Genomic DNA, 22615 nt, shown 5'->3' with positions numbered 1-22615 from the left:
GGTAATCGTTGCGGTAGCTGTACATGGTGCGTTCCTCGGTACGTATGGCCTTGGCAGGCCGGAAAAAACAAAACCCCCGGTCGGGTGGCCGACCGGGGGTTCGAAAACTGTTGGTGGCGACCCTGCTTGCTAGGGCGCCTGTGGGGTATCAGGCGCGCCTGTGGCTAAACCAATACCCAAAAAAGTAATAGCCGGCCGCGGCGATCAACAGCCCACGCATACGCGCGGCGCGCAGGGCACCGGCTTGAGCGAGGGACAGATGATTACGACTGGACGACATGATTGACTCCGTAAGATGGCCGAACCTTACCCCAGCGCACCGGCGATCTTCAACCAGGAATTACCGCGCCGACTCTTACAGGCTCATCACATCGACAAAACGTGGCGTGGCCTCGTTGTCGATGCGTAGGCTGGTAAAGTCGAACAGGTTGCGATCGGCTAGCTGTGATGGCACCACATTCTGCAAGGCGCGGAACATGATTTCGACGCGGCCCGGCGATTTTCGCTCCCATTCCTGCAGCATTTCCTTTACCACCTGGCGCTGTAGGTTCTCCTGCGAGCCGCAGAGATTGCACGGGATGATCGGAAATTCCTTCATGTGAGAATAGGCTTCGATATCCGCCTCGCTGCAATAGGCCAGTGGGCGAATCACCACGTTGCGGCCGTCATCGGAGAGTAGCTTGGGCGGCATGGCTTTCAGCGTGCCGCCGTAGAACATATTGAGAAAGAAGGTTTCAAGGATGTCGTCGCGATGATGACCCAATGCCATTTTCGTTGCGCCAATCTCGTCGGCGAAGGTGTAGAGGGTTCCACGACGCAGGCGCGAGCACAGCGAGCAGGTGGTCTTGCCTTCCGGAATCTTTTCCTTGACCACCGAGTAGGTGTCCTTCTCGACGATGTGGTACTCCACGCCGATGGATTTCAGGTATTCGGGCAGGACGTGCTCGGGGAAGCCCGGCTGCTTCTGATCCATGTTCACCGCGACGATTCCGAACTTGATGGGCGCGACCTTCTGCAGATACAGCAGCACGTCGAGCATGGTGTAGCTGTCCTTGCCGCCAGACAGGCAGACCATGACCTTGTCACCGTCCTCGATCATGTTGAAATCGGTAACGGCCTCGCCGGCGAGGCGGCGCAGGCGTTTCTGCAGTTTGTTCTGATTGACCGAGAGGTTGCCCATTTCAGAAGTCCGGTGAGAATGCGAAAGGCGCGCATTTTACGCGCAAAGCACGCCGCGCCCTACCCCATCCGTCCAGCGATTTAACTACTGGCGCTATGCTAGGCTTGCCGGCATGAACGATGACCTCGAACCCGAGATCGACCTGGCCGAGCAGGTGTTTATATTGCTGCGCGAACAGCCGGAGGGCTGCAGCGAATATCAGCTGATCCAGCAACTCAAGGCCCGTCACAGCACCCACATCCCCAACCTGCCGCTACTGGACAAGCTGGTGCTGTTTCGCACCCATTTCCTCGTGTTCAACGCGCTGTACCGATTGCGGGATCGGCTATGGGGCGAACGCCGCCACAACCTTCAAATCTCTCCGCTGTGCGTCCAGCTTCAACCCTATGGGCCCGGGGCCAGCGAAGTCGTCGAGAACGACCCGTTGCGCGAGTACTACCTGGACCTGACCAACCTGCGCGACACGGATGAAGGCGAGGTCGAGCGTCTGCTGGCCAGCTTCTGGTCGCGGATGCGCGGTGATCATCTCGGCGAACTCGGCGATACCTGGAACCCGGAGCAAAAGCGCGCGGCCCTCGAGTTGTTCGAGTTGGACCAGGAATCCGCTTCGCTGACTATGCACACCATCAAACGCCGCTACCGCCAACTCGTCAGCATCCACCACCCTGATCGAGGCGGAAGCACCGCTCGAATACAGTCAATCAACCTGGCGATGGAAATACTGCAACGCTATTACCGTTGATTGCATAGCTCCCAAACGCTCTAACCGCGCCCGGTGCGCCGTACCGTCAACTTCCTATACTGCGACTTAAGGTCGCACGCCCGTCCAACTGACGGCACGCCAGGCGAAGCGACCTCCAAAACCGAGGAGACGCTGGCATGATCAATCACGTTTGGGGACTGTTTGCTCACCCTGGCCAGGAATGGCAGGAAATCACTGGGGAAGAACGCAACGTCGGGCATCTGCATTTAGGGGAAGTGCTGGTTCTGGCGGCGATACCTGCCATATCGGCATTCATCGGCACCACCCAGGTCGGCTGGAGCATCGGCGGCGGAGACGCCGTTAAGCTCACCGAAAGCAGCGCCTTGCAGCTTACTCTGATGTCCTACCTGGCGATGCTGGCTGGCGTCGCGGTAATGGGCGGATTCATCCACTGGATGTCCCGCACCTATGATGCCAATCCGACGCTGGTGCAGTGCATCGTATTTGCCGCATACACCGCCACCCCGCTGTTCGTTGGTGGCCTGGCCGCGCTCTATCCGCACATCTGGCTGGGAATGATCGTCGGTACGGCAGCCATCTGCTACACGACCTACTTGCTCTATGTCGGCCTGCCGACGTTCATGAATATCCCTTCCGACGAGGGTTTCCTGTTCTCAAGCTCCATACTCGCCGTCGGCCTGGTCGTTCTGGTGGCGATCATCGCGCTGTCGGTGATCATGTGGGGCATGGGCGTCGGCCCGATCTACGTACGCTGATCTGCTCGTCAACTCAGCCGGCGCGACTCGTTTCGCGCCGGCTAGCCCTTCGCGTCATTCCTGCAGCTCCTTGCCTTTCCTGCTTCGTCAGCGACCATGGTTTTGAATCCCTGCCGCGCTTGAGCGTCTATAGCAGCAACAGCAGCGCTCAAGCATCGGCATCAGGAGGCACCATGACCCCAGAATTCATCAGCTTGTTTACCCGGCCTGACCGTGCCTGGGAAACCATCCGTCAAAAGGAAGATGCTCATAGCCTGCACTACCTGATGCACTTGCTTTTGCTGGCGCTAATCCCCAGCGTCTGTCTGTTCATCGGGGTTACTGCCGTGGGTTGGAGCCTGGTGGATGAAGAACGCGTGAGGCTCGACTTCGGCAGCGCCTTGCAGCTGTGCCTGCTGCTGTACGTCACCATCATCATCGGCACAGTGATCATGGGCTTCTTCGTCCGCTGGATGGCTCGCGCATTCGACGTGCGACCGAACCTGAACCAGTGCATCGGCTTCATCGCATACGTCATCACCCCCTTCCTCCTCGCAGGCATTACCGGGCTGTATCCGAACCGCTGGTTCGCGGCCATCGTCCTGCTGATAGCGGGCATCTACTCCACCTATCTTCTGTTCACCGGCCTGCCCGCTTTCATGCGCCAGCGCAACTCGCAGAGCTTTCTCTATGCCAGTTCGATCTGGGGTGTCGCGTTGCTCGTGCTGGTCACGGTACTGGTCAGCATGATTCTGTTCTGGACGCTCTCGCTCGAGCCGAACTATGACCGCACCGTGGATGAAAACCAGAGCTACGGGACCCAGGACGAACGCCCCCAGGAAGAGCCCGGCGGTCTCTGAACGGTTGCCAGACTGGCACAGTGCGGCATAATTCCGGGCTTCTTCGGAGGCCCCTATGCCCGAACAGCTACATGCCCGTGTCGAAGCCTGCTATCAGTTGGCCGAAGCCTTCTTCAACCAGCGATTCGAGCGCCCACAGGTCAGCTTCAAATTACGCGGGCAGAAAGCCGGCGTTGCCCATCTGAACACCAATCTGCTGCGCTTCAACCCACAGTTGTACCGGGAGAACCGCGAACACTTCCTCAAGCAGACCGTGGCTCACGAGGTTGCACACCTGATCGCACACAAGATGTTCGGCGGCCGGATTCGCCCCCATGGCGAAGAGTGGCAATTGATCATGCGGGGTGTTTACGAACTGACACCTGACCGCTGCCATACCTATGAGATCAGCCGTCGGCAGGTCAACCGCTACATCTATCGCTGCGCCTGTGCCGGTCAGGATTTCCCCTTCACTTCGCAACGCCATGCGCTGGTGCGCAAAGGTCGCCGGTACTTCTGCCGCAGCTGTCGCGCCACGCTGGTATTCAGCGGCGAGCAGCGGGTCGAGTGACCTTACGTCTCGATCTAAAGGCGCCTCGCCCGCCAGGCGGCGAGCACGAACAGCGCCGCGAGCACCACCATTAGCGGCAGCCACCCCGCATGGTCCCAGACGTAGCCGGCGGCATAGCCCACCACACTCGATCCCAGATAATAGGCGCATAAGTACAGTGCAGAGGCCTGTGCTTTGGCACCCTTCGCATGTACGCCAACCTGACCGCTGGCCACGGCGTGCGCAGCGAAAAAGCCCAGCGTGAACAGCCCCAGCCCTATGACGATCGCGATCAACCAGGGCGTCGCGCACAAGCCCACACCCAGCAGCATCAGCCCGACGCCGCCTTGGAGTACGGCTCTGGCACCCAGGCGCGGAACCAACCGTCCCGCCCAGCCAGCACTTAGAATGCCTGCCAGATACACCACGAACAGCAGGCCAATGGCAGTCGAAGACAAGCCGAACGGTGCTCCGGCCAGTCGGAACCCGATGTAGTTGAACAGCGCGACGAAGCCACCCATCAACAGGAATCCCTGCAGAAATAGATTGCGCAGGATCGGGTTGCCCAGATGTCGAGCGAAGTTGACCAGCAGCCCGTGCAGCGATAGAGGCTGGGCCGTGAAATGACGCGACGCCGGTAGTAGCCAAACGAACAATCCCAGCGACACCATCGCCAACCCGGCGATTCCGCCCAGCGCCAGTTGCCAGCCGCCAATATCGCTCAACAGGCCCGACAGCAACCTGCCCAACAACCCACCGAGGGCGGTGCCGCCGATGTACAAGCCCATCGCCGCTGGCAACGATTCAGGATCGAACTCCTCGCCGACGTACGCCATCGCCAATGCCGGCAACCCGCTGAGCGCAAGCCCCAGCAAGGCGCGCAGCACCAGCAACAGCGACCACGACTCTACCGTTACGCACGCAAGACCAAGCAGGCACGCCAGCGCCAGAGCCAGCGCCATGACCGGCTTGCGCCCCCAGCTTTCCGCGAGGCCACCGGACACCAGCAGGCAGAACGCCAGCGACAAGGTGGTCAATGACAATGCCAGGCTGCTGCTGGCCGCCGAGACGGCGAAGTGCGACGCCAGCAGCGGCAGCAAGGGCTGCACGCAGTACAGCATGGCGAAGGTGGCGAAACCGGCACAGAACAGCGCCAGGGTGGCGCGGCGATAAGCAGGCGTGCCGCGTTTGAGGTGGTGGGAAGCGAGCGAATCAGAAGGCATGCGGTGTACCCATACGCACGTTGGCTTGAAAAAAGCGGCGCAGGCTAGCACAGCCGCAGTAGGCCAATGACTCGGTAAAAGGACAGCTGAAAACCGTCATATACGTGCGTCAGGATTCTCATCGGCGTCGACCAACTGCCCGGCGGTGTGCTGCCCACAGGCCGCATAAGTTGAGCTAGATCAATTGAAGTGCAACTAGCGCCTTATAACCTGCGGTTGTAGACGGATGGCTTTGATTAAGCCGCCTACGCTTCCTAGACTTCAGCACAACAGCCGGAGATACAAGGTGACCGCAGTGCCGCATCACACCGATCCCGCCCCCGTCGGCAAACCGGAGGAAACCAGACTCTTCGTTTTTCTGCTGGTATTCCTGTTCCCACTTTTGAGTGTCGTGACCGTCGCCGGCTATGGCTTCATCGTCTGGATCAGCCAGATGGTCTTTGGCCCCCCCGGGCCGCCGAGCTGATCGCCCCGCCCAGTCGTTATTGCAGAGAGTCCCCCTTAGTTGCCTTGCACCAAGCAGGCGGAGCCTTACCTAGAAAATGAACGAAAGAAACGATGCTCTGCATATCGCCAGCCTGCTCGTGCATTGCCGCCCCGAGTTGCTCGAAGCCACTAAACGAAACCTTGTCCTACTGCCAGGAATCGAGCTGCACCAAGAGAGTGCTGCCGGGAAATTGGTGGTTGTTCTGGAGGCCGAGCACGAAAGCCGCATTCTCGACACGATCAACCATATCCAACAAATACCCGGCGTTCTCAACGCTGCCCTGATTTACCACGAACTCCTCTCACCAGAAGGAGAGCCTGAATGAGCCTCACACGACGTCAATTTGCCAAGGCCAATGCCGCGGCTATCGCAGCCAGCGTGGCGGGGATCCCGATCGCCACCAGCGCCAGCAATTTGATTACCGACCCGGAGGCGACGGCGCTCAAGTGGCACAAGGCGCCCTGCCGTTTCTGTGGCACCGGATGTGGCGTGATGGTCGCCACCGCCGGCGATCGAGTCGTGGCTACTCACGGCGACGTCAAGGCCGAGGTGAATCGCGGCATCAACTGCGTCAAGGGCTACTTCCTGTCGAAGATCATGTACGGCACCGACCGCCTGACGCAACCGCTGCTGCGCATGAAGAACGGCCAGTACGACAAGCAGGGCGAGTTCCAACCGGTCAGCTGGGAACAGGCCTTCGACATCATGGAGGAGAAATACAAGGCCGCGCTCAGGGAGAGCGGCCCGAGCTCGGTCGGCATGTTCGGTTCCGGCCAGTGGACCGTGTGGGAAGGCTATGCGGCCAACAAGCTGATGAAGGCCGGCTTCCGTTCCAACAATCTCGACCCCAATGCTCGCCATTGCATGGCATCTGCGGCCGTTGGCTTCATGCGCACCTTCGGCATGGACGAGCCGATGGGCTGCTACGACGATATCGAAGCCGCAGACGCCTTCGTGCTCTGGGGGTCGAACATGGCCGAGATGCACCCCGTGCTCTGGACCCGAGTGACCGATCGCCGCCTGAGCGCGCCGCACGTCAAGGTCGCGGTCATGTCGACCTTCGAGCACCGCAGCTTCGACCTGGCCGATATCCCGATGGTCTTCAATCCGCAGACCGATCTGGTGATCCTCAACTACATCGCCAATCACATCATCCAAAGCGGAGCGGTCAATCAGGACTTCGTCAAGAACCACACCAAGTTTGCCAAGGGCGCGACCAATATCGGTTACGGCCTGCGTCCGACCGATCCGCGTGAACTGAAGGCGGAAAACGCCGCCGTCGCCGGCAGTTGGACCGACATCAGCTTCGAGGACTACGCCGAGTTCCTCAAGCCCTACACCTTGGAGCACGCCGCGCACGAGTCGGGCGTACCCGCCGAGCGCCTGAAAGCACTGGCCGAGCTGTATGCCGATCCAAAGACCAAGGTGATGTCGTTCTGGACCATGGGCTTCAACCAGCACACCCGCGGTGTCTGGGCGAACAACATGATCTACAACATCCACCTGCTCACCGGGAAGATCAGCGAGCCCGGCAACAGCCCCTTCTCGCTCACCGGCCAGCCATCGGCATGCGGCACCGCACGCGAAGTCGGCACCTTCTCCCATCGCCTGCCTGCGGACATGGTCGTCACCAACCCCAAGCACCGCGCCGTAACCGAGAAGATCTGGAAGCTGCCCGAAGGCACCATCCAGGAAAAGCCCGGTTTCCATGCCGTCCAGCAGAGCCGCGAGCTGAAGGACGGCAACCTCAAGGTCTACTGGACCCAGGCCACCAATAACATGCAGGCCGGCCCGAACATCATGCAGGAGGTGCTGCCCGGCTGGCGCAACCCGGAAACCTTCGTCATCGTTTCCGACGTCTACCCCACGGTGTCCGCCCAGGCCGCCGACCTGATTCTTCCTGCCGCCATGTGGGTGGAAAAGGAAGGCGCCTACGGCAACGCCGAGCGCCGCACGCATGTATGGCACCAGTTGGTCAGTGCGCCCGGCGAGGCACGCTCGGATCTCTGGCAGCTGATGGAATTCTCCAAGCGCTTCACCACGGACGAGGTCTGGCCAGCCGAGCTGCTGGCCAAGGCGCCGGAGCTGAAAGGCAAGACCTTGTTCGAGGTGCTATTCAAGAACGGCCAGGTGGACCGCTTCCCCACCAGCGACATTGCCGAGGGCTACCGCAACCAGGAATCGGAGGCCTACGGCTTCTACGTGCAGAAAGGCCTATTCGAGGAATACGCCCAGTTCGGTCGCGGCCATGGTCACGACCTAGCCGACTTCGACCGCTATCACCAGGAACGCGGCTTGCGCTGGCCGGTCGTGGACGGCAAGGAAACGCTATGGCGCTACCGCGAGGGATATGACCCGTACGTCGAGAAAGGCACGGGCGTGCAGTTCTACGGCTACCCGGACAAAAAGGCGATCATCTTCGCCCTGCCCTACGAGGTTCCGGCCGAAGTACCGGACCAGGATTATCCGTTCTGGCTGAGCACCGGCCGTGTTCTCGAACACTGGCACACCGGCAGCATGACTCAGCGTGTCGATGAGCTGCACCAGGCAGTTCCTGATGCGCTGGTGTATATGCACCCCGACGATGCCCGCGACCTCAAGGCGCGCCGTGGCAGCGTGGTCAAGGTGATCAGCCGTCGCGGGGAAATGCAGGCCCGTGTCGAAACCCGAGGGCGCAACAAGCCGCCGAAAGGCTTGATCTTCGTGCCCTTCTTCGATGCCAACAAACTGATCAACAAGGTCACCCTCGACGCGACCGACCCGATCTCCAAGCAAACCGACTACAAGAAATGCGCCGTGAAGATCGAAGTGGTCAGCATCGCCTGAGGAGAGTCGCCATGAAATTTCGTCTACTGCCTTTGACGCTCCTCGCGGTGTTTGGCCTGGCGATTGCCGCCGGGCCGGACTATCCCTTGGATGCCCCTGCTCCGGACGGACGCCGGCCGGGCGGCACCATTACCCAGGAGTTCACACCCCCACCTCTCAAAGATGAGGAAAACAAGGATCTCAAGCGCGAGCGCAACTACCCCGAGCAACCGCCGACCATCCCACACACCATTCGCGGTTATCAGATGGACAAGAACGGCAACAAGTGCCTGGCATGCCATAGCCGAGCTAACAGTGCCCGCACCCAGGCGCCGATGATCAGCATCACGCACTTCACCGATCGGGACGGCCAGACGTTGGGTGCGGTGGCCCCTCGTCGATATTTCTGCACCCAGTGCCATGTGGTGCAACACGATGTGAAGCCGCTGGTGGAGAACGACTTCAAGAACATAGACAAGCTGCTGTATCACGAAAACAAACAGAACGAAGAATGAGGGCGCCGGGATGAAGTCGATACTGTCGTTTCTCAAGCGATACTGGACGGTCCTGCGCCGCCCGAGCGTGCACTACAGCCTGGGCGTGCTAACCCTTGGCGGATTCCTCGCGGGGATCATCTTCTGGGGCGGGTTCAACACCGCGCTCGAAGCGACCAACACCGAAGCCTTCTGCATCTCCTGTCACGAGATGGAAGATAACGTGTACATGGAGATTAAGGACACCATCCACTACACCAACCGCTCGGGTGTGCGCGCTACCTGCCCGGACTGCCATGTCCCGCATGAATGGACGGACAAGATCGCGCGCAAGATGCAGGCGTCCAAGGAGGTCTGGGGCAAGATCTTCGGCACCATCAACACGCGCGAGAAATTCCTCGGCATGCGCCGGGAATTGGCCGAGCATGAGTGGCGGCGCTTGAAGGCTAACGACTCGCTGGAATGCCGTAATTGCCACAACTTCGAGTTCATGGATTTCACTCGCCAGAGCAAGCGCGCTTCACAGTTCCATTCCACCGCTCTGGCCAACGGCGAAGCCACCTGTATCGATTGCCACAAGGGCATCGCTCATCGGTTGCCGGACATGCACGGCGTGCCGGGCTGGTAACCCCAAACTGGCGCGGCCTTACAAGCCGCGCCGGCTTTTGAACTGCACCTCCCACACTCTTCGTTGCATGCCCGTACACCGGCCATGAACGACGCAGTTGCGTGCGAGTCGAACAACGGCTATCAATCAACGGTACCCAAACAAGGAGCTCTACCATGCGCTACTGTCTGCTCGGCGCGCTGATGGCCGCCAGCACCCTCGCCCAAGCCGAGGTCCAGACTCAAGAGATGCCCTATACCGCCGCCGACGGAACCGAGATGATCGGGTACTACGCCTACGACGACGCCATCGAAGGCAAGCGCCCCGGTATCGTGGTGGTTCATGAGTGGTGGGGCCTCAACGACTATGCCAAAAGCCGCGCCCGTGACCTGGCCGCGCTGGGCTACAGCGCACTGGCGATCGACATGTATGGCGAGGGCAAGAACACCGAGCATCCCAAGGACGCCATGAGTTTCATGCAAGCCGCCCTGGCCAACTCCGATGCTGCCAAGGAGCGCTTCAACGCCGGTCTTGATCTGCTTAAGCAGCAACAGCAGACGGACGCCGCCAAGCTTGCCGCGATCGGCTACTGCTTCGGCGGCAAGGTGGTGCTGGACATGGCGCGTCAGGGCGTACCGCTCGAGGGCGTGGTTAGCTTCCACGGCGCACTGGCGACGCAAACCCGCGCCGTTCCCGGCAGCATCAAGGCCCGTGTACTGGTCGAACACGGCAGCGCAGATAGCATGGTCAGCGCCGAAGACGTGGCGGCACTGAGCTCGGAAATGGTCGCAGCCGGTGCCGACTATCAGCTCGTCAGCCTACCTGGCGCCAAGCATGGCTTCAGCAACCCCGATGCAGATAAATTTCAGGAGAAAGGTGTCGACGTGGCCTACAACAAAGCCGCCGACGAGCGTTCCTGGAACGACATGCAGCGCTTCCTTGACGAAACCTTCACCAGTACTCAGCCATAGCGGCAGGCATCGCGTCGCATTCAATCGCGATCACATCCTTTCGGAACCCGCTTGCCGGTGGACCCGGCAAGTACCGATATTTCCAACACAAGCGAACACGATAGATACCGACCGACCGCAACGATTACCTCCCGTTCCACGTCGGGTACGCCCAACACCCCGCCGTGCTAGCATTGCCCCCTGCGCAACCTTCCCCTCATCCCTATCGATCGCGAGTCATGGCCGAACACGATTTTCGCTACAACCTGCTCAATCCCGGACACACACTGACCGAATGCCGAGCCCTGGCACCGGGCCGCTATCAAGTCACCGGTAACGGCGGCAATGTGCGTTCAGGCGATATTCTGATCGTCACGCTCAAAGGCAGTCGTGACCTCTTTCAGCGCCTGACGGTCGACAAGGTTCGCCACTTGATCAATCCGCCGGGTCAATGGATGGCTGTGGCGAACGGACCGGTCTTCCGTGAGCTGGCGATTCTCAATTGGCAGGTCGACTGCGACGGCTGCGGAAAACAACTCGATTTCGAGTTCGCCGTGGATGCCGCCAAAGGCGATACCGCACGTGCCCCGGCGGCCGAAGCGCGGATCGCGGAGCTGGGCTGGAAGAACAACGCCGGCCAGCATCTGTGCCCGACCTGCCAGAGGGCACAGCCATGAGAACGTTGATCATGGCCGGCTTGGCCGTGGTGTCCGTTGCAGGTTGCTCGGTCGAGCCACTGACGCTACAGAACGACGTCACTTATATCGCTGAGTGGATCGGCGACGAACCCGTGGTTGGACGCAATCCGGTCTCGCTGACGTTCAGCGAAGACCGCGCCTACGGCAACGCTGGCTGTAATCATTGGTTCGCCAGCTATCAGATCGAGCACCAGAAGCTTCGCTTCAGCGAGATCGGAAGCACGCGCAAGATGTGCGCCGAGCACATCATGAAGCAGGAGCAGCGGTTTCTGGAGTTGCTGTCACGGGTCGAGCGCTGGGATGTTTCCAAGATCGATCAGCTGCGCTTCTGGCCCACCGAGGGCGCCCCGCTACGCGTCTGGCCGGAACAGAACTAAGCTGCGCCAAAGCTGGGCATTGCACCCAACGAAAGCAACTCAAACAGACTGAAACAGTGCAGAAAACCGGGCGTCCCGCACGCCCGCTCCGCTCGAAGCGCGAAAGCGCTGTCTCTGACATTTCCCCGCCGACCCTCTCATCGCCGCATGCCGCGCGGCTTCAGGCTGTGCGGCTGCTCGGAAGTCGCCTGACGGCATTCGACGGATCGGGCAAACACTATGCGGCAAACCGCTCGCTGAAAACTGGCACGCCCCATGCAAATATCCAGATAACCGTTTCGGGGGCCCTGGTACAGGCAGGCCAGGGATCCCCTCTTTTACACCCCAGGCAAAGGGCCGCTCAGTGAGCGGCCCTGCTTATTTCTGGCGGTAGGTTTCGTCGTGGAAGCCTGGTCATTAACCAGCCTTCTTGAATGCCTGAACCAGAGGTGGGTCCGCGCGGCGGGCGGCCTTAGAACAGGCGAAGTTGCTCGAAACCACTGCGCAGGTCGATCAAGCGAACCCCGACGCCAATCAGCCTCACCGGACGCTTGCCGCGCGCAAAGGCACCAGCAAGAAGGTCGGCGTAATCCTCCAGTTCGAGGCCGGAACCCGCCTGCTCGAGGGTCGTCTGGGTGAAGTCATGGAATTTGAGTTTGACGAAAGGTTTGCCCGGACGGTAGCCGCTATCGAGCCGCGCCATCCTGCCATTGAGTTGTTCAAGCAATTCGGGCAGCCGCTCGAGACAGGCCGCAAGATCTGGCAAGTCGCGATCGTAAGTGTTCTCGACGCTGACCGATTGACGCCGGCTCTCGACCTGAACCAGACGCTCGTCGACTCCATGCGCCAACCCCCACAGCCTTTCGCCGAACGAACCGAAGTCCCGAACCAGATCCAGGCGTTTCCAGCTGCGCAGATCAGCACAGGTATGAATACCCAGCCGTTTCAGCTTGTCGGCGGTGACTCGACCGACCCCATGCAACTTGGTGACCGGCAGCGCCAATACGAAGTCATCGATCTGGTCTGGAGTGATCACGAACAGCCCATCCGGTTTGTTCCAATCACTGGCTATCTTGGCGAGAAACTTGTTCGGCGCGACACCCGCCGACACCGTGATGCGCAGCTGTTGCCAGACCCGCCGGCGGATATCCTGGGCAATGCGCGTGGCGCTGCCAGCGAAATGCTCGCAGGCACTCACGTCGAGATAAGCCTCGTCGAGCGATAACGGCTCGATCAAATCGGTATAGGTACGAAAGATGCCGTGGATTTCGCGCGAGGCTTCCTTGTAGGCGTCCATACGGGGCCGCAGGATCAGCAGATCCGGGCAAAGCTTCAACGCATGCCCCGACGCCATTGCCGAACGCACCCCGTAAGCGCGCGCCTCGTAATTACAAGTGGCTATGACGCCGCGACGGTCGGCGAGCCCGCCCACCGCGATGGGCCGATTCGCGAGACTCGGGTCGTCACGCATTTCGATGGCTGCGTAGAAGCAGTCACAATCGACATGGATGATTTTGCGCGAAGTGTTAACGAGTGAATTTCCTTGGCTCTGCACCGACTACGGCTCATTGGCACCGCTCTGTACTGCAAATCTTTGGACGCTAACCACGGTGCGAGAGTGATTATCGTCCATCTGCGGATCGCAACGCAGCCATTTGTCGAGACCTGGCAAGCGCGAACCCAAGGCGTGGCGAAACAATCAATTCAGCGACCGCTGGAGAGGCGCCACCGCCACCGAAGCACTTGCATAGCTCTGCAGTAACGAATGATGTCATTTTGATATGTAAAATCAGTCACAGATTGCTAGAATTCCGTCGCCTTTCATGGATGAGGACGCATCATGCCGGAACATCAAGACGAAAAGCGGCAATACCATGCGCTACGCAAGCACATCGAAGAGCTGCTGGACTCCGGAGCGGTAATTACGGAACGTAGCCCGCTGACCCTGTCCCTGGGTGGCCGAACCTTACGTGTGAAGCATGGAATGGTGGTTAGCTTCCATGCGCTGCCCGATGCATTCGAGCGCTCTTTCGGTCGCCGATAATCCCGTCGACCGCCTGCGCACGTCAAAATCGGTTCAAGGCGAACAAATCCTGCGAATGCCCAGTCGGATTCAGAGAGATCTGAACAATTCCACCAGCCGAGGATTGCCTATGAATACCTGTATATCCCTGACCGTTGCAGTCTTTGCAAGCATTCTTGCAACCAGCGCCATAGCCAATCAGGACGATATGCATGACGGCACGCATGGCGCTGCCGGCGACACCCAAGGCAGCGCCATGAGCGAGACCCATCAGCGTGCCAATACCGCCAACGTCGGGAAAGACGGCAAAACCATTGACCAGAAAATGAAGAACGAAGTCCAGGACGACTGGCGCGAGGACGCCGAAGAGCGCCGCGACGCCGACGTCAGCAAGCCGGAACAGCGCTGACCTGAGGTGCGTTAGAGTTCGAGGGGGTAAGGCTCAATCAGCGCCTTGCCGTACCCCTCCACGAATTCCGCCGGCATCCGCTTGGGCTTACCACTCGACAGCTGGATGCAAACGAAGGTGGTCTGCGCACGTAGCAGGGTACAGCCATCGGCAGGCCTGACCAGCTGGAAATTACGCTTCATCTTCAATCGCTGATCGGAATCGACGATCCAGGTCGCCAGCCGTAATCGATCGCCCTGATAGGCTGCCGCCAGGTAATCGATTTCATGCCTGAGCACCGCCATGGCGCGGTCCAGTCGACGATAGTCTTCCAACCCCAGCCCCAGGCTCTGTGAGTGTTGCCAGGCACACCGCTCCAACCAGGTTACGTATACCGCATTGTTGGCGTGGCCCAGCTCGTCGATATGCTCGGCCTCGACAATGAAATCGATGATGAACGCGTCGGTCTGGTCCCAGATCATGCCTATCCTCGCTGTGCAGTGCGCCGTCAGATTGCGGTCATGCTCTATTGGAAGCCAGACGCCAGTGGATGTCACGTATGCGGCGATCATCTATGACGAACCATTCAGCATTCAGCATCGTTTCAATCTGATGAACAGAGCCTGACCACAGATGAAAGAGCGCCCAAAACAAAAAGGGCCATTTCGTAAGAAATGACCCTTTGATGCCCAAAACGGGCAAAAAAAATGGCGTCCCCTAGGGGACTCGAACCCCTGTTACCGCCGTGAAAGGGCGGTGTCCTAGGCCACTAGACGAAGGGGACGAAACCTTCGATGAACAGATCGCAAACCGCTACGACCTGTCGTGGATTGGTGGAGCTAGACGGGATCGAACCGTCGACCTCTTGCATGCCATGCAAGCGCTCTCCCAGCTGAGCTATAGCCCCGGATTTAACGTCTCCCGACTCGCATCGCTTGCGCAATGCGACCTGAATAATGGCGTCCCCTAGGGGACTCGAACCCCTGTTACCGCCGTGAAAGGGCGGTGTCCTAGGCCACTAGACGAAGGGGACGCAAAGCCCTTCAAAGGCGACCGATCGAAGCGACCGGTGTGGCAATCGAGATTGGTGGAGCTAGACGGGATCGAACCGTCGACCTCTTGCATGCCATGCAAGCGCTCTCCCAGCTGAGCTATAGCCCCATCTCGAGGACGGGGCGCATATTAGGTGCGGCCCCGCACAGTGTCAACGATATTTTCGCCTCGACCTCGAGATTTTCTAGCATCAGAACAAATACTTACCACCGACGAGCGGTTTGAACCCTCAAGGCATCGCCGCGAAGAGTTTTTCCCACTCCTTCACTTCTTTCTTCGAGGCACCGCCCAGCAGTTCGAGCGCCTGACGCAGGCGGAAGCGGGTCAGGTCCGGACCGATGATTTCCATGGCATCGAGTACCGAGACCGAACTCGCCTGGCCGGTGATCGAGGCGAACATCAGTGGCATGACATCACGCAGTTTCAGTTCGAGATGCGCAGCGACCGCATTAATGCAGTCGGTAATGCGCTCCTTGTCCCACTGGCGCAGCGCTTCGAGCTTCCACAGGGTCAGTTGCAGTACTTGGCGAACCTGGATGGCGTCGAGCTTCTTGTGCTCGAACAGCGCCGGGTCCAGGTTCAGCGCACCGGAGAAGAAGAACCCGGCGAGCGACGCAATCTGGCTGAAGGTCTCGACGCGCTGCTGCACGTGCGGCGCGATTTTCATCATGTACTCGGGATTGAACGCCCATTTCTGCACGGCGACGGCGAACTGCTCGACCGACAGCTCGCGCAGCCATTGGCCGTTGAGCCAGGATAGCTTTTCGATATCGAAGATCGGCCCGCCCAACGATACGCGATTGATGTCGAAGTGCTCGATCATTTCCGCGAGGGTGAATTTCTCCCGCTCATCGGGCATGGACCAGCCCATGCGCCCAAGGTAGTTGAGCATTGCCTCGGGCATGAAGCCCATGCGCTCGTAGAACGTCACCGAGGTTGGGTTCTTGCGTTTGGAGAGTTTGCTCTTGTCGGGATTGCGCAGCAGCGGCATGTAGCAGAGCTGCGGCTGCTCCCAGCCGAAGTACTCATAAAGCTTGATCAGCTTTGGCGCGGACGGCAGCCACTCCTCGCCGCGCAGGACGTGGGTGATGCCCATCAGGTGGTCGTCGACCACGTTGGCGAGAAAATAAGTCGGCAGGCCATCGGCCTTCATCAGCACCTGCATGTCCATGCGGTCCCAGCCGATCTCGACGGTGCCGCGCAGCATGTCGTTGACCTGGCAGACGCCTTCGCTCGGTACCTTCATGCGGATCACATGGGATTCGCCCGCGGCGATGCGCTGCTGCGCCGCTTCGGCAGGGATATGCATGCAATGGCCGTCGTAGCGCGGCGTTTCCTTGTTGGCCATCTGCTCGGCACGCACCTGATCCAGGCGCTCGGCGCTGCAGAAGCACGGAAAGGCATGCCCCTTTTCGACCAGCTCGTCGGAGTACTTCTTGTAGATCTCGCCACGTTCGCTTTGCCGATATGGGCCGTGTGGGCCGCCAACGTCCGGGCCCTCATCCCATTCGATACCCAGCCAGCGCAGCGCATCATAGATCTGCTGTTCGGATTCGCGCGTGGAGCGCAGCTGGTCGGTGTCTTCGATGCGCAGAATGAACTGGCCACCATGCTGACGCGCGAAGCAGAGGTTGAACAACGCGATATAGGCGGTGCCGACGTGCGGGTCGCCAGTCGGAGATGGTGCGATGCGGGTGCGAACGGTGGTCATGATGTTCTCGGATCAATGCACAGGGAGACACGGCAACTGGCGGAGCCGGCGCAATTGGCTGAGTCAGCGCGTGTAAAGGCGCGATGTTAGCAGGCGTGCCTCCACTGGCTCCACCAGGCGACCGTCCGTAACCGGCAACGACTGCATCAGGAAATCCAGAAAGGCTTTGACTTTCATGGCCTGGAAACGCCGCGAGGGGTAGACCGCGTAGATCTCCCCGCTCGGCAGTTCGACCTGAGGCAATAGCTCGACCAGATCGCCATCACGGACCTCCTGGTCGGTGATCATGGTCGGCAGCACGGCGATACCAGCACCGGCTAGCGCCGCTTCACGAGCGAAGGTGATGTTGTTGCAGCTCAGCACGCGCCTGCAATTGATGTTCTGCTCGAGCATCGGCCAGTAGCGCACCGGGTCGCGCGACAGTGTGATCGCTCGGTGCTCGGCCAGGTCGGCCGCCACCGTCGGCACGCCATGCTGCGCGAGATAGGCCGGGCTCGCGCAGAACCGTCGGCGGGTCTCGAACAGCTTGCGCGCGATCAGAGTGGAATCTTGTGGCTGGCCAACCGAGATGACGATATCGACCCCCTCCTCCACCGGATCGACATAGCGCGAAGCCAGTTCGACTTCGGCGTTGATGTTTGGGTACAACCGCATGAAATCACCTAGCACGCGCCCGAGAATCCACTGGCCGAATTCGATCGGCGCCGAAATCCGCAACAGCCCGGCCGGCGCCTGCTGCAGCTGCATGACGACCTGCTCGGCTTCGGCGAAATCGAGCATGATCTGTCGGCAGCGCTCGTAGTAGGCCTGACCGACCTCGGTCAGGCTCAGGCGTCGAGTGGTGCGGTTGATCAGCCGCACGCCGAGCCGCTCTTCGAGCTGGACGATCCGGCGGCTGACTGTGGACTTCTGCATGCCCAGGCTCGATGCCGCCTGGGTGAAACTGTGGCACTCCACTACCCGAGTGAAGATCAAGGCGTCGTCTAGGCCCATCAATTGTTCCCTGAATGCAACAACGTTTAGCGATTGTAACGACTTATTACGAAACAGGAACGCTGGTAGATTGTGCGGCTCACTTCCGGTCACGAGCGACGAAATGCCTGCCAAGCTGCAACGCCGACTCTTCATCTTCGTCGTCCTGCTATTGCTGGTGGCAGGCGCCTTTTTCGCCCACTGGTTCTTCACCGGCCGCTTCTACGAGCACACCGAAAACGCCTATGTGCAGGGCGAAATCACGCGTATCTCCAGCCAGCTCGCGGCACGAATCGAACGCGTCCATGTGCAGGACAACCAGCACGTGAAACCCGACGATCTGTTGGTGACTCTCGAGCCCGGTGACTTCCGGCTGGCACTGGACCAGGCCCGGGCCAACCTGGCGATTCGCGAAGCCGAGCTCGCCCAGGCCCATAGTCGCCTCGAACAACAGACCAGCCTGATCGCTGCCAGCCAGGCATCGGTCAGCGCGGCGCAGGCGACCCTCGAGCGCAGCCAGATCGACTTGTCGCGCGTCGAAGCCCTGCGCAAACCCGGCTTCATCTCCGAGGAACGGGTGACTACGCTCACCGCGGACGCCCGCGTGGCGAGTTCGCAACGGCAGAAAGCCGAGGCCGATCTGGCGGCCCAGCGACAGCAAGTGAATACCTTGCAAGCCGATATCAAGCGCCTGCAGGCACAGATCGACGGAGCTCGCGCGGAAATAGAGCGAGCCGAATTGAACGTCGATCGCACCGAAATCCGCTCGCCCATCAGCGGCATCGTCGGCCAGCGCTCGGCACGCAGCGGTCAGTACGTCCCGGTGGGCGCCTATCTGATGTCGATCGTCCCGGATGAGGACATCTGGGTGCAGGCCAACTTCAAGGAAACCCAGATCGGTCGCATGCAGGTCGGTCAGAATGCTGAACTGACCTTCGACACCTACCCCGACACACCGATCGAAGGTCGCGTCGAAAGCCTCTCTCCGGCCTCGGGCGCGCAATTCAGTCTGCTGCCGCCGGACAATGCCACCGGCAACTTCACCAAGGTGGTGCAGCGCATTCCGGTCAAACTGACCTTTGCCAGTGACAATCCACTCAAGGGTCGCATCCGTCCCGGCATGTCGGTAGACGTGAAGGTCGACCTCCGTGGCCGCTGATGCGCTGATTCGTCCGGTTGGTGAACCCAGCCGGCGCGACTGGATCGCCGTGATGAGCGCCATGCTCGGCGCCTTCATGGCGGTTCTCGATATTCAGATCACCAACTCCTCGCTGAAGGACATCCAGGGCGCGCTATCCGCCACGCTGGAGGAAGGTTCTTGGATCTCCACCTCCTACCTGGTGGCGGAAATCATCATGATTCCGCTCACCGCCTGGCTGGTACAGCTGCTCTCGGCGCGGCGCCTGGCGGTGTGGGTATCGATCGGCTTTCTGATTTCTTCGCTGCTCTGCTCCTTCGCCTGGAATCTGGAAAGCATCATCGTGTTCCGTGCGATGCAGGGCTTCACCGGTGGTGCGCTGATCCCGCTGGCCTTCACCCTGACGCTGATCAAGCTGCCCGAACACCACCGGGCCAAAGGTATGGCGCTGTTCGCCATCACCGCCACCTTCGCCCCCTCGATCGGGCCCACGCTGGGCGGCTGGCTGACCGAAAACTGGGGCTGGGAGTACATTTTCTATATCAACATACCGCCCGGCCTGCTGATGATCGCCGGCCTGCTGTACGGGCTGGAAAAGAAGCCGCCCCATTGGGAACTGCTGAAAAGCACCGACTACGCCGGCATCGTCACCCTGGCAATGGGGCTCGGCTGCCTGCAGGTGTTTCTCGAGGAAGGCCATCGCAAGGACTGGCTGGAGTCGACCCTGATGGTCCAGCTGGGCTCGGTGGCGCTGATCAGCCTGCTCTTGTTCGTCATCTTGCAGCTGTCGCGACCCAACCCTTTGATCAACCTGGGGATTCTCCGCGAGCGCAACTTCGGCCTCACCAGTATCGCCAGCCTGGGCATGGGGCTCGGCCTCTATGGATCCATCTACCTGTTGCCGTTGTATCTGGCACAGATCCAGGATTACAACGCACTGCAAATCGGTCAGGTGATCATGTGGATGGGGATTCCGCAGCTGTTCCTGATCCCGCTGGTGCCCAAACTGATGAAAATCATCACGCCCAAGCTGCTCTGTGCTGCCGGCTTCGCTCTGTTCGGCCTGTCCAGTTTCGCCTCCGGCGCGCTCAATCCGGACTTCGCCGGCGACCAGTTCCACCCGATCCAGATCATCCGCGCGCTGGGCCAGCCGTTGATCATGGTCACCGTCTCGCTGATCGCCACGGCCTATATCCAGCCGAAGGATGCTGGTTCGGCGTCGAGCCTGTTCAACATCCTGCGCAACCTCGGCGGCGCGATAGGCATCGCCTTGCTCGCGACGCTGCTCGACAGCCGCACGAAGATCTATTTCGACTATCTGCGCGAGTCGGTGGTGCCGAGCAATCCGGCGGTGGCCGAACGTCTCACCGCACTGATCCAGCAGCTGGGCAGCGAGCAGGCCGCGTTGGGCCGGCTCAGCGAGATCACGCATCAGCAGGCGATGATCATGGCCTACAACGATGCGTTCCATTTCGTTGGCATCTCACTGGCGATCAGCATGGTAGCCGTACTGCTTACCCGCAAACTCCCCGAGGACATCAAAGGCGGCGCGGCGCACTAGGCCCGCACCGCGGCTCAACGGTCAGACCTGCAACAAGCGCTCGCGCAACTTGTGGATCTCGTCACGGGTCTGCGCGGCGGCCTCAAACTCCAGGTCCCGCGCATAGGCAAGCATCTTTTCTTCCAGCTGGCGAATCCGCTTGGTGATCTCGCTCGGCGACCGCAGTTCGTTTTCGTAGCGCGCCGCCTCTTCCGCCGCTTTGGCTTCGCCGCGACGTTTCTTGCTGCGCGAGCCGGGCACCGTGGCCCCTTCCAGAATGTCCTGAACGTCCTTGAACACGCCCTGCGGGACGATGCCGTTGGCTTCGTTGAAGGCGATCTGCTTGTTGCGGCGGCGCTCGGTCTCGCCGATCGCCCGCTCCATGGAGCCGGTCATATTGTCGGCGTAGAGAATCGCCCGGCCGTTGAGGTTACGGGCCGCGCGGCCAATGGTCTGAATCAGCGAACGCTCGGAACGCAGGAAACCTTCCTTGTCCGCATCGAGAATGGCTACCAGCGACACCTCGGGCATGTCCAGACCCTCGCGCAGCAGGTTGATGCCCACTAGCACGTCGAACACGCCCAGACGCAAGTCGCGGATGATCTCCACCCGCTCGACGGTGTCGATATCCGAGTGCAGATAGCGTACCCGCACGCCGTGATCGCCCAGGTAATCGGTGAGGTCTTCGGCCATGCGCTTGGTGAGCGTCGTGACCAGCACCCGCTCTTCCTTCGCCACGCATTTGGTGATTTCCGACAGCAGATCATCGACCTGGGTCAGCGCCGGCCGTACCTCGATCTGCGGGTCCACGAGCCCGGTGGGCCGCACTACCTGCTCGATCACCCGGCCGGCATGCTCGGCCTCGTAGGGTCCGGGCGTCGCCGAGACGAAGATGGTCTGCGGGCTGACCGCTTCCCACTCGTCGAAACGCATCGGCCGGTTGTCCAGCGCCGATGGCAAGCGGAAGCCGTACTCGACCAAGGTTTCCTTGCGTGACCGGTCGCCTTTGTACATGGCGCCGACCTGCGGCACGCTGACGTGAGATTCGTCGATCACCAGCAGCGCGTTGGCTGGCAGGTAATCGTAGAGCGTCGGTGGTGCCTCGCCGGAAGCACGACCAGAGAGATAGCGCGAGTAGTTCTCGATGCCGTTGCAGTAACCCAGTTCCATGATCATTTCCAAATCGAAACGGGTGCGCTGCTCGAGCCGTTGCGCTTCTACGAGCTTGTTGTTGCTGCGCAGGTAATCGAGACGGTCCTTCAGCTCGACCTTGATGTTCTCGATGGCGTCGAGCAGGGTCTCGCGCGGTGTTACGTAGTGGCTCTTAGGATAGAAGGTGAAGCGCGGCAGCTTGCGAATCACCTCGCCGGTCAGCGGATCGAAGGCGGACAGGCTTTCCACTTCGTCATCGAACAGCTCGATGCGCACCGCCTCCAGATCGGACTCGGCCGGAAAGACGTCGATGACATCGCCGCGCACGCGGAAGGTCGCCCGTGCAAAGTCCATGTCGTTGCGTGTGTACTGCAGACCGGTGAGCCGTCGCAGCAACTCGCGCTGATCAAGACGGTCGCCGCGATCCACGTGCAGCACCATCTTCAAATATGACTGAGGATCACCCAGACCATAGATGCAGGACACCGTGGTAACGATGATCGCGTCCGGCCGCTCCAACAGCGCCTTGGTCGCCGACAGTCGCATCTGCTCGATGTGGTCGTTTATCGACGCGTCCTTCTCGATGAAGGTGTCCGAAGAGGGCACGTAGGCTTCCGGCTGGTAATAGTCGTAATAGGAAACGAAATACTCGACTGCATTGTTCGGAAAGAACGCCTTGAACTCGCCATAAAGCTGGGCGGCCAGCGTCTTGTTCGGTGCCAGTACCAGCGTTGGCCGCTGCACGTGTGCGATGACATTGGCAATGCTGAAGGTCTTGCCGGAGCCTGTCACACCCAGCAGGGTCTGGTGTGAGAGGCCAGCCTCGATGCCTTCGATCATTTGCCGGATGGCTTCCGGCTGGTCCCCGGCGGGTTTGAAGCGCGTGACCAATTCGAACTTCGACATATCGACCTCTTCAGATAGCGTGACGACCCGAAAGCCGAACGGTGGAGCCTTCCAGGCGGTACCTTCTCAGATGCATCGAACCGCT

At 60.3% G+C, this 22615-nt stretch carries 22 protein-coding genes, 4 tRNA genes and 2 pseudogenes; 16 read left to right on the top strand and 12 right to left on the bottom strand.

Annotation, left to right across the window (positions count from 1 at the left end; genetic code table 11):
- Positions 1-148: 148 nt before the first annotated feature.
- Both ACL0K2_RS21020 and ttcA read right to left on the bottom strand, forming a co-directional pair.
- Positions 149-280: a hypothetical protein gene (locus tag ACL0K2_RS21020; protein WP_268988804.1), complete on the bottom strand. Its 132-nt coding sequence runs from the start codon at positions 278-280 to the stop codon at positions 149-151.
- Between the two features lie 75 nt (positions 281-355).
- Positions 356-1183 (bottom strand): annotated as a pseudogene (gene ttcA, locus ACL0K2_RS21015) (tRNA 2-thiocytidine(32) synthetase TtcA); the annotation flags it as partial.
- A 109-nt stretch (positions 1184-1292) separates the two neighbouring features.
- On the opposite strand from ttcA, the gene ACL0K2_RS21010 reads away from it, so the two are divergent.
- The 4 genes from ACL0K2_RS21010 (at position 1293) to ACL0K2_RS20995 (ending at position 4048) form a co-directional block, all read left to right on the top strand.
- Positions 1293-1922: a DNA-J related domain-containing protein gene (locus ACL0K2_RS21010; protein ID WP_413043366.1), complete on the top strand. Its 630-nt coding sequence runs from the start codon at positions 1293-1295 to the stop codon at positions 1920-1922.
- 137 nt (positions 1923-2059) lie between these two features.
- A complete protein-coding gene (locus ACL0K2_RS21005) occupies positions 2060-2659 on the top strand; it encodes a Yip1 family protein (protein ID WP_045161131.1) in 600 nt (199 codons plus the stop codon).
- Between the two features lie 173 nt (positions 2660-2832).
- Positions 2833-3498, top strand: a complete 666-nt coding sequence (locus ACL0K2_RS21000; RefSeq protein ID WP_045161130.1) for a Yip1 family protein — start codon at positions 2833-2835, stop codon at positions 3496-3498.
- A gap of 55 nt (positions 3499-3553) precedes the next feature.
- Complete coding sequence (locus ACL0K2_RS20995) at positions 3554-4048, top strand: SprT family zinc-dependent metalloprotease (RefSeq protein WP_413043365.1); 495 nt, start codon at positions 3554-3556, stop codon at positions 4046-4048.
- Positions 4049-4062: 14 nt separating this feature from the next.
- On the opposite strand, the pseudogene ACL0K2_RS20990 reads toward ACL0K2_RS20995, so the two are convergent.
- A pseudogene (locus ACL0K2_RS20990) lies at positions 4063-5307 on the bottom strand (MFS transporter); the annotation flags it as partial.
- Between the two features lie 238 nt (positions 5308-5545).
- Here ACL0K2_RS20990 and napE point away from each other — a divergent pair.
- The 8 genes from napE (at position 5546) to ACL0K2_RS20950 (ending at position 11668) form a co-directional block, all read left to right on the top strand.
- Positions 5546-5716 (top strand): periplasmic nitrate reductase, NapE protein, encoded by a 171-nt coding sequence (gene napE, locus ACL0K2_RS20985; protein ID WP_230623574.1) that lies wholly within the window; start codon positions 5546-5548, stop codon positions 5714-5716.
- Positions 5717-5792: 76 nt separating this feature from the next.
- Positions 5793-6062, top strand: a complete 270-nt coding sequence (locus ACL0K2_RS20980; protein WP_045161124.1) for a chaperone NapD — start codon at positions 5793-5795, stop codon at positions 6060-6062.
- Complete coding sequence (napA, locus tag ACL0K2_RS20975; RefSeq protein WP_413043364.1) at positions 6059-8563, top strand: nitrate reductase catalytic subunit NapA; 2505 nt, start codon at positions 6059-6061, stop codon at positions 8561-8563. Before ACL0K2_RS20980 ends, napA begins: the two co-directional genes overlap by 4 nt.
- Before the next feature lie 11 nt (positions 8564-8574).
- Positions 8575-9057 (top strand): nitrate reductase cytochrome c-type subunit, encoded by a 483-nt coding sequence (locus ACL0K2_RS20970; RefSeq protein ID WP_045161122.1) that lies wholly within the window; start codon positions 8575-8577, stop codon positions 9055-9057.
- A gap of 10 nt (positions 9058-9067) precedes the next feature.
- Positions 9068-9664 (top strand): cytochrome c3 family protein, encoded by a 597-nt coding sequence (locus ACL0K2_RS20965; protein WP_045161121.1) that lies wholly within the window; start codon positions 9068-9070, stop codon positions 9662-9664.
- A 155-nt stretch (positions 9665-9819) separates the two neighbouring features.
- Positions 9820-10614 (top strand): dienelactone hydrolase family protein, encoded by a 795-nt coding sequence (locus tag ACL0K2_RS20960; protein WP_045161120.1) that lies wholly within the window; start codon positions 9820-9822, stop codon positions 10612-10614.
- A 218-nt stretch (positions 10615-10832) separates the two neighbouring features.
- Positions 10833-11270: a hypothetical protein gene (locus tag ACL0K2_RS20955; RefSeq protein ID WP_045161119.1), complete on the top strand. Its 438-nt coding sequence runs from the start codon at positions 10833-10835 to the stop codon at positions 11268-11270.
- The gene (locus tag ACL0K2_RS20950; protein ID WP_239611939.1) at positions 11267-11668 is read left to right on the top strand and encodes an META domain-containing protein; all 402 of its coding nucleotides are present in this window, start codon (positions 11267-11269) and stop codon (positions 11666-11668) included. Before ACL0K2_RS20955 ends, ACL0K2_RS20950 begins: the two co-directional genes overlap by 4 nt.
- A 451-nt stretch (positions 11669-12119) precedes the next feature.
- Here ACL0K2_RS20950 and dinB read toward each other — a convergent pair whose 3' ends face one another.
- Entirely contained in the window at positions 12120-13202 is a 1083-nt protein-coding gene (dinB, locus tag ACL0K2_RS20945; RefSeq protein ID WP_045161116.1) for a DNA polymerase IV, read from the bottom strand.
- Between the two features lie 285 nt (positions 13203-13487).
- On the opposite strand from dinB, the gene ACL0K2_RS20940 reads away from it, so the two are divergent.
- Complete coding sequence (locus ACL0K2_RS20940) at positions 13488-13691, top strand: hypothetical protein (protein ID WP_413043363.1); 204 nt, start codon at positions 13488-13490, stop codon at positions 13689-13691.
- Positions 13692-13800: 109 nt separating this feature from the next.
- Complete coding sequence (locus tag ACL0K2_RS20935; RefSeq protein WP_045161114.1) at positions 13801-14079, top strand: hypothetical protein; 279 nt, start codon at positions 13801-13803, stop codon at positions 14077-14079.
- Between the two features lie 11 nt (positions 14080-14090).
- Here the strand turns inward: ACL0K2_RS20935 and ACL0K2_RS20930 are convergent, their stop codons facing one another.
- The 7 genes from ACL0K2_RS20930 to ACL0K2_RS20900 form a co-directional block, all read right to left on the bottom strand.
- A complete protein-coding gene (locus ACL0K2_RS20930) occupies positions 14091-14540 on the bottom strand; it encodes an acyl-CoA thioesterase (protein ID WP_413043362.1) in 450 nt (149 codons plus the stop codon).
- A gap of 226 nt (positions 14541-14766) precedes the next feature.
- A tRNA-Glu gene (locus tag ACL0K2_RS20925) sits at positions 14767-14842 on the bottom strand.
- A 47-nt stretch (positions 14843-14889) separates the two neighbouring features.
- A tRNA-Ala gene (locus ACL0K2_RS20920) sits at positions 14890-14965 on the bottom strand.
- A 50-nt stretch (positions 14966-15015) separates the two neighbouring features.
- Positions 15016-15091, bottom strand: a tRNA-Glu gene (locus tag ACL0K2_RS20915).
- A 52-nt stretch (positions 15092-15143) separates the two neighbouring features.
- Positions 15144-15219, bottom strand: a tRNA-Ala gene (locus ACL0K2_RS20910).
- A gap of 121 nt (positions 15220-15340) precedes the next feature.
- A complete protein-coding gene (gene gltX, locus ACL0K2_RS20905; protein WP_413043361.1) occupies positions 15341-16822 on the bottom strand; it encodes a glutamate--tRNA ligase in 1482 nt (493 codons plus the stop codon).
- A gap of 63 nt (positions 16823-16885) precedes the next feature.
- On the bottom strand, positions 16886-17815 hold the full coding sequence (locus ACL0K2_RS20900; RefSeq protein ID WP_413043360.1) for a LysR family transcriptional regulator: 930 nt from the start codon (positions 17813-17815) through the stop codon (positions 16886-16888).
- Between the two features lie 103 nt (positions 17816-17918).
- On the opposite strand from ACL0K2_RS20900, the gene ACL0K2_RS20895 reads away from it, so the two are divergent.
- The gene (locus ACL0K2_RS20895; RefSeq protein ID WP_413043359.1) at positions 17919-18953 is read left to right on the top strand and encodes an HlyD family secretion protein; all 1035 of its coding nucleotides are present in this window, start codon (positions 17919-17921) and stop codon (positions 18951-18953) included.
- A gap of 49 nt (positions 18954-19002) precedes the next feature.
- Positions 19003-20493: an MDR family MFS transporter gene (locus ACL0K2_RS20890; protein ID WP_413044500.1), complete on the top strand. Its 1491-nt coding sequence runs from the start codon at positions 19003-19005 to the stop codon at positions 20491-20493.
- A 21-nt stretch (positions 20494-20514) separates the two neighbouring features.
- On the opposite strand, the gene uvrB is transcribed toward ACL0K2_RS20890, so the two are convergent.
- A complete protein-coding gene (uvrB, locus tag ACL0K2_RS20885; RefSeq protein WP_045162960.1) occupies positions 20515-22530 on the bottom strand; it encodes an excinuclease ABC subunit UvrB in 2016 nt (671 codons plus the stop codon).
- Positions 22531-22615: the final 85 nt, after the last annotated feature.

This window comes from Pseudomonas sp. YJ42, assembly GCF_047225135.1.
Lineage (GTDB): Bacteria > Pseudomonadota > Gammaproteobacteria > Pseudomonadales > Pseudomonadaceae > Stutzerimonas > Stutzerimonas stutzeri_E.
The sequence above is the reverse complement of the archived record's forward strand: the minus strand, read 5'-3'. Positions and strand labels throughout refer to the sequence as shown.

Bases quoted from the DNA above. Each gene is read 5' to 3' on its own strand.
- ACL0K2_RS20955 (WP_045161119.1), top strand. From the start codon at position 10,833: ATGGCCGAACACGATTTTCGCTACAACCTGCTCAATCCCGGACACACA.
- ACL0K2_RS20965 (WP_045161121.1), top strand. From the start codon at position 9,068: ATGAAGTCGATACTGTCGTTTCTCAAGCGATACTGGACGGTCCTGCGC.
- ACL0K2_RS20995 (WP_413043365.1), top strand. From the start codon at position 3,554: ATGCCCGAACAGCTACATGCCCGTGTCGAAGCCTGCTATCAGTTGGCC.
- gltX (WP_413043361.1), bottom strand. From the start codon at position 16,822: ATGACCACCGTTCGCACCCGCATCGCACCATCTCCGACTGGCGACCCG.
- ACL0K2_RS20895 (WP_413043359.1), top strand. From the start codon at position 17,919: ATGCCTGCCAAGCTGCAACGCCGACTCTTCATCTTCGTCGTCCTGCTA.
- ACL0K2_RS20950 (WP_239611939.1), top strand. From the start codon at position 11,267: ATGAGAACGTTGATCATGGCCGGCTTGGCCGTGGTGTCCGTTGCAGGT.
- ACL0K2_RS20935 (WP_045161114.1), top strand. From the start codon at position 13,801: ATGAATACCTGTATATCCCTGACCGTTGCAGTCTTTGCAAGCATTCTT.
- ACL0K2_RS20940 (WP_413043363.1), top strand. From the start codon at position 13,488: ATGCCGGAACATCAAGACGAAAAGCGGCAATACCATGCGCTACGCAAG.
- ACL0K2_RS21020 (WP_268988804.1), bottom strand. From the start codon at position 280: ATGTCGTCCAGTCGTAATCATCTGTCCCTCGCTCAAGCCGGTGCCCTG.
- ACL0K2_RS20930 (WP_413043362.1), bottom strand. From the start codon at position 14,540: ATGATCTGGGACCAGACCGACGCGTTCATCATCGATTTCATTGTCGAG.
- ACL0K2_RS21000 (WP_045161130.1), top strand. From the start codon at position 2,833: ATGACCCCAGAATTCATCAGCTTGTTTACCCGGCCTGACCGTGCCTGG.
- ACL0K2_RS21010 (WP_413043366.1), top strand. From the start codon at position 1,293: ATGAACGATGACCTCGAACCCGAGATCGACCTGGCCGAGCAGGTGTTT.
- ACL0K2_RS20980 (WP_045161124.1), top strand. From the start codon at position 5,793: ATGAACGAAAGAAACGATGCTCTGCATATCGCCAGCCTGCTCGTGCAT.
- ACL0K2_RS20900 (WP_413043360.1), bottom strand. From the start codon at position 17,815: ATGGGCCTAGACGACGCCTTGATCTTCACTCGGGTAGTGGAGTGCCAC.
- ACL0K2_RS20960 (WP_045161120.1), top strand. From the start codon at position 9,820: ATGCGCTACTGTCTGCTCGGCGCGCTGATGGCCGCCAGCACCCTCGCC.
- uvrB (WP_045162960.1), bottom strand. From the start codon at position 22,530: ATGTCGAAGTTCGAATTGGTCACGCGCTTCAAACCCGCCGGGGACCAG.
- napA (WP_413043364.1), top strand. From the start codon at position 6,059: ATGAGCCTCACACGACGTCAATTTGCCAAGGCCAATGCCGCGGCTATC.
- ACL0K2_RS21005 (WP_045161131.1), top strand. From the start codon at position 2,060: ATGATCAATCACGTTTGGGGACTGTTTGCTCACCCTGGCCAGGAATGG.
- ACL0K2_RS20970 (WP_045161122.1), top strand. From the start codon at position 8,575: ATGAAATTTCGTCTACTGCCTTTGACGCTCCTCGCGGTGTTTGGCCTG.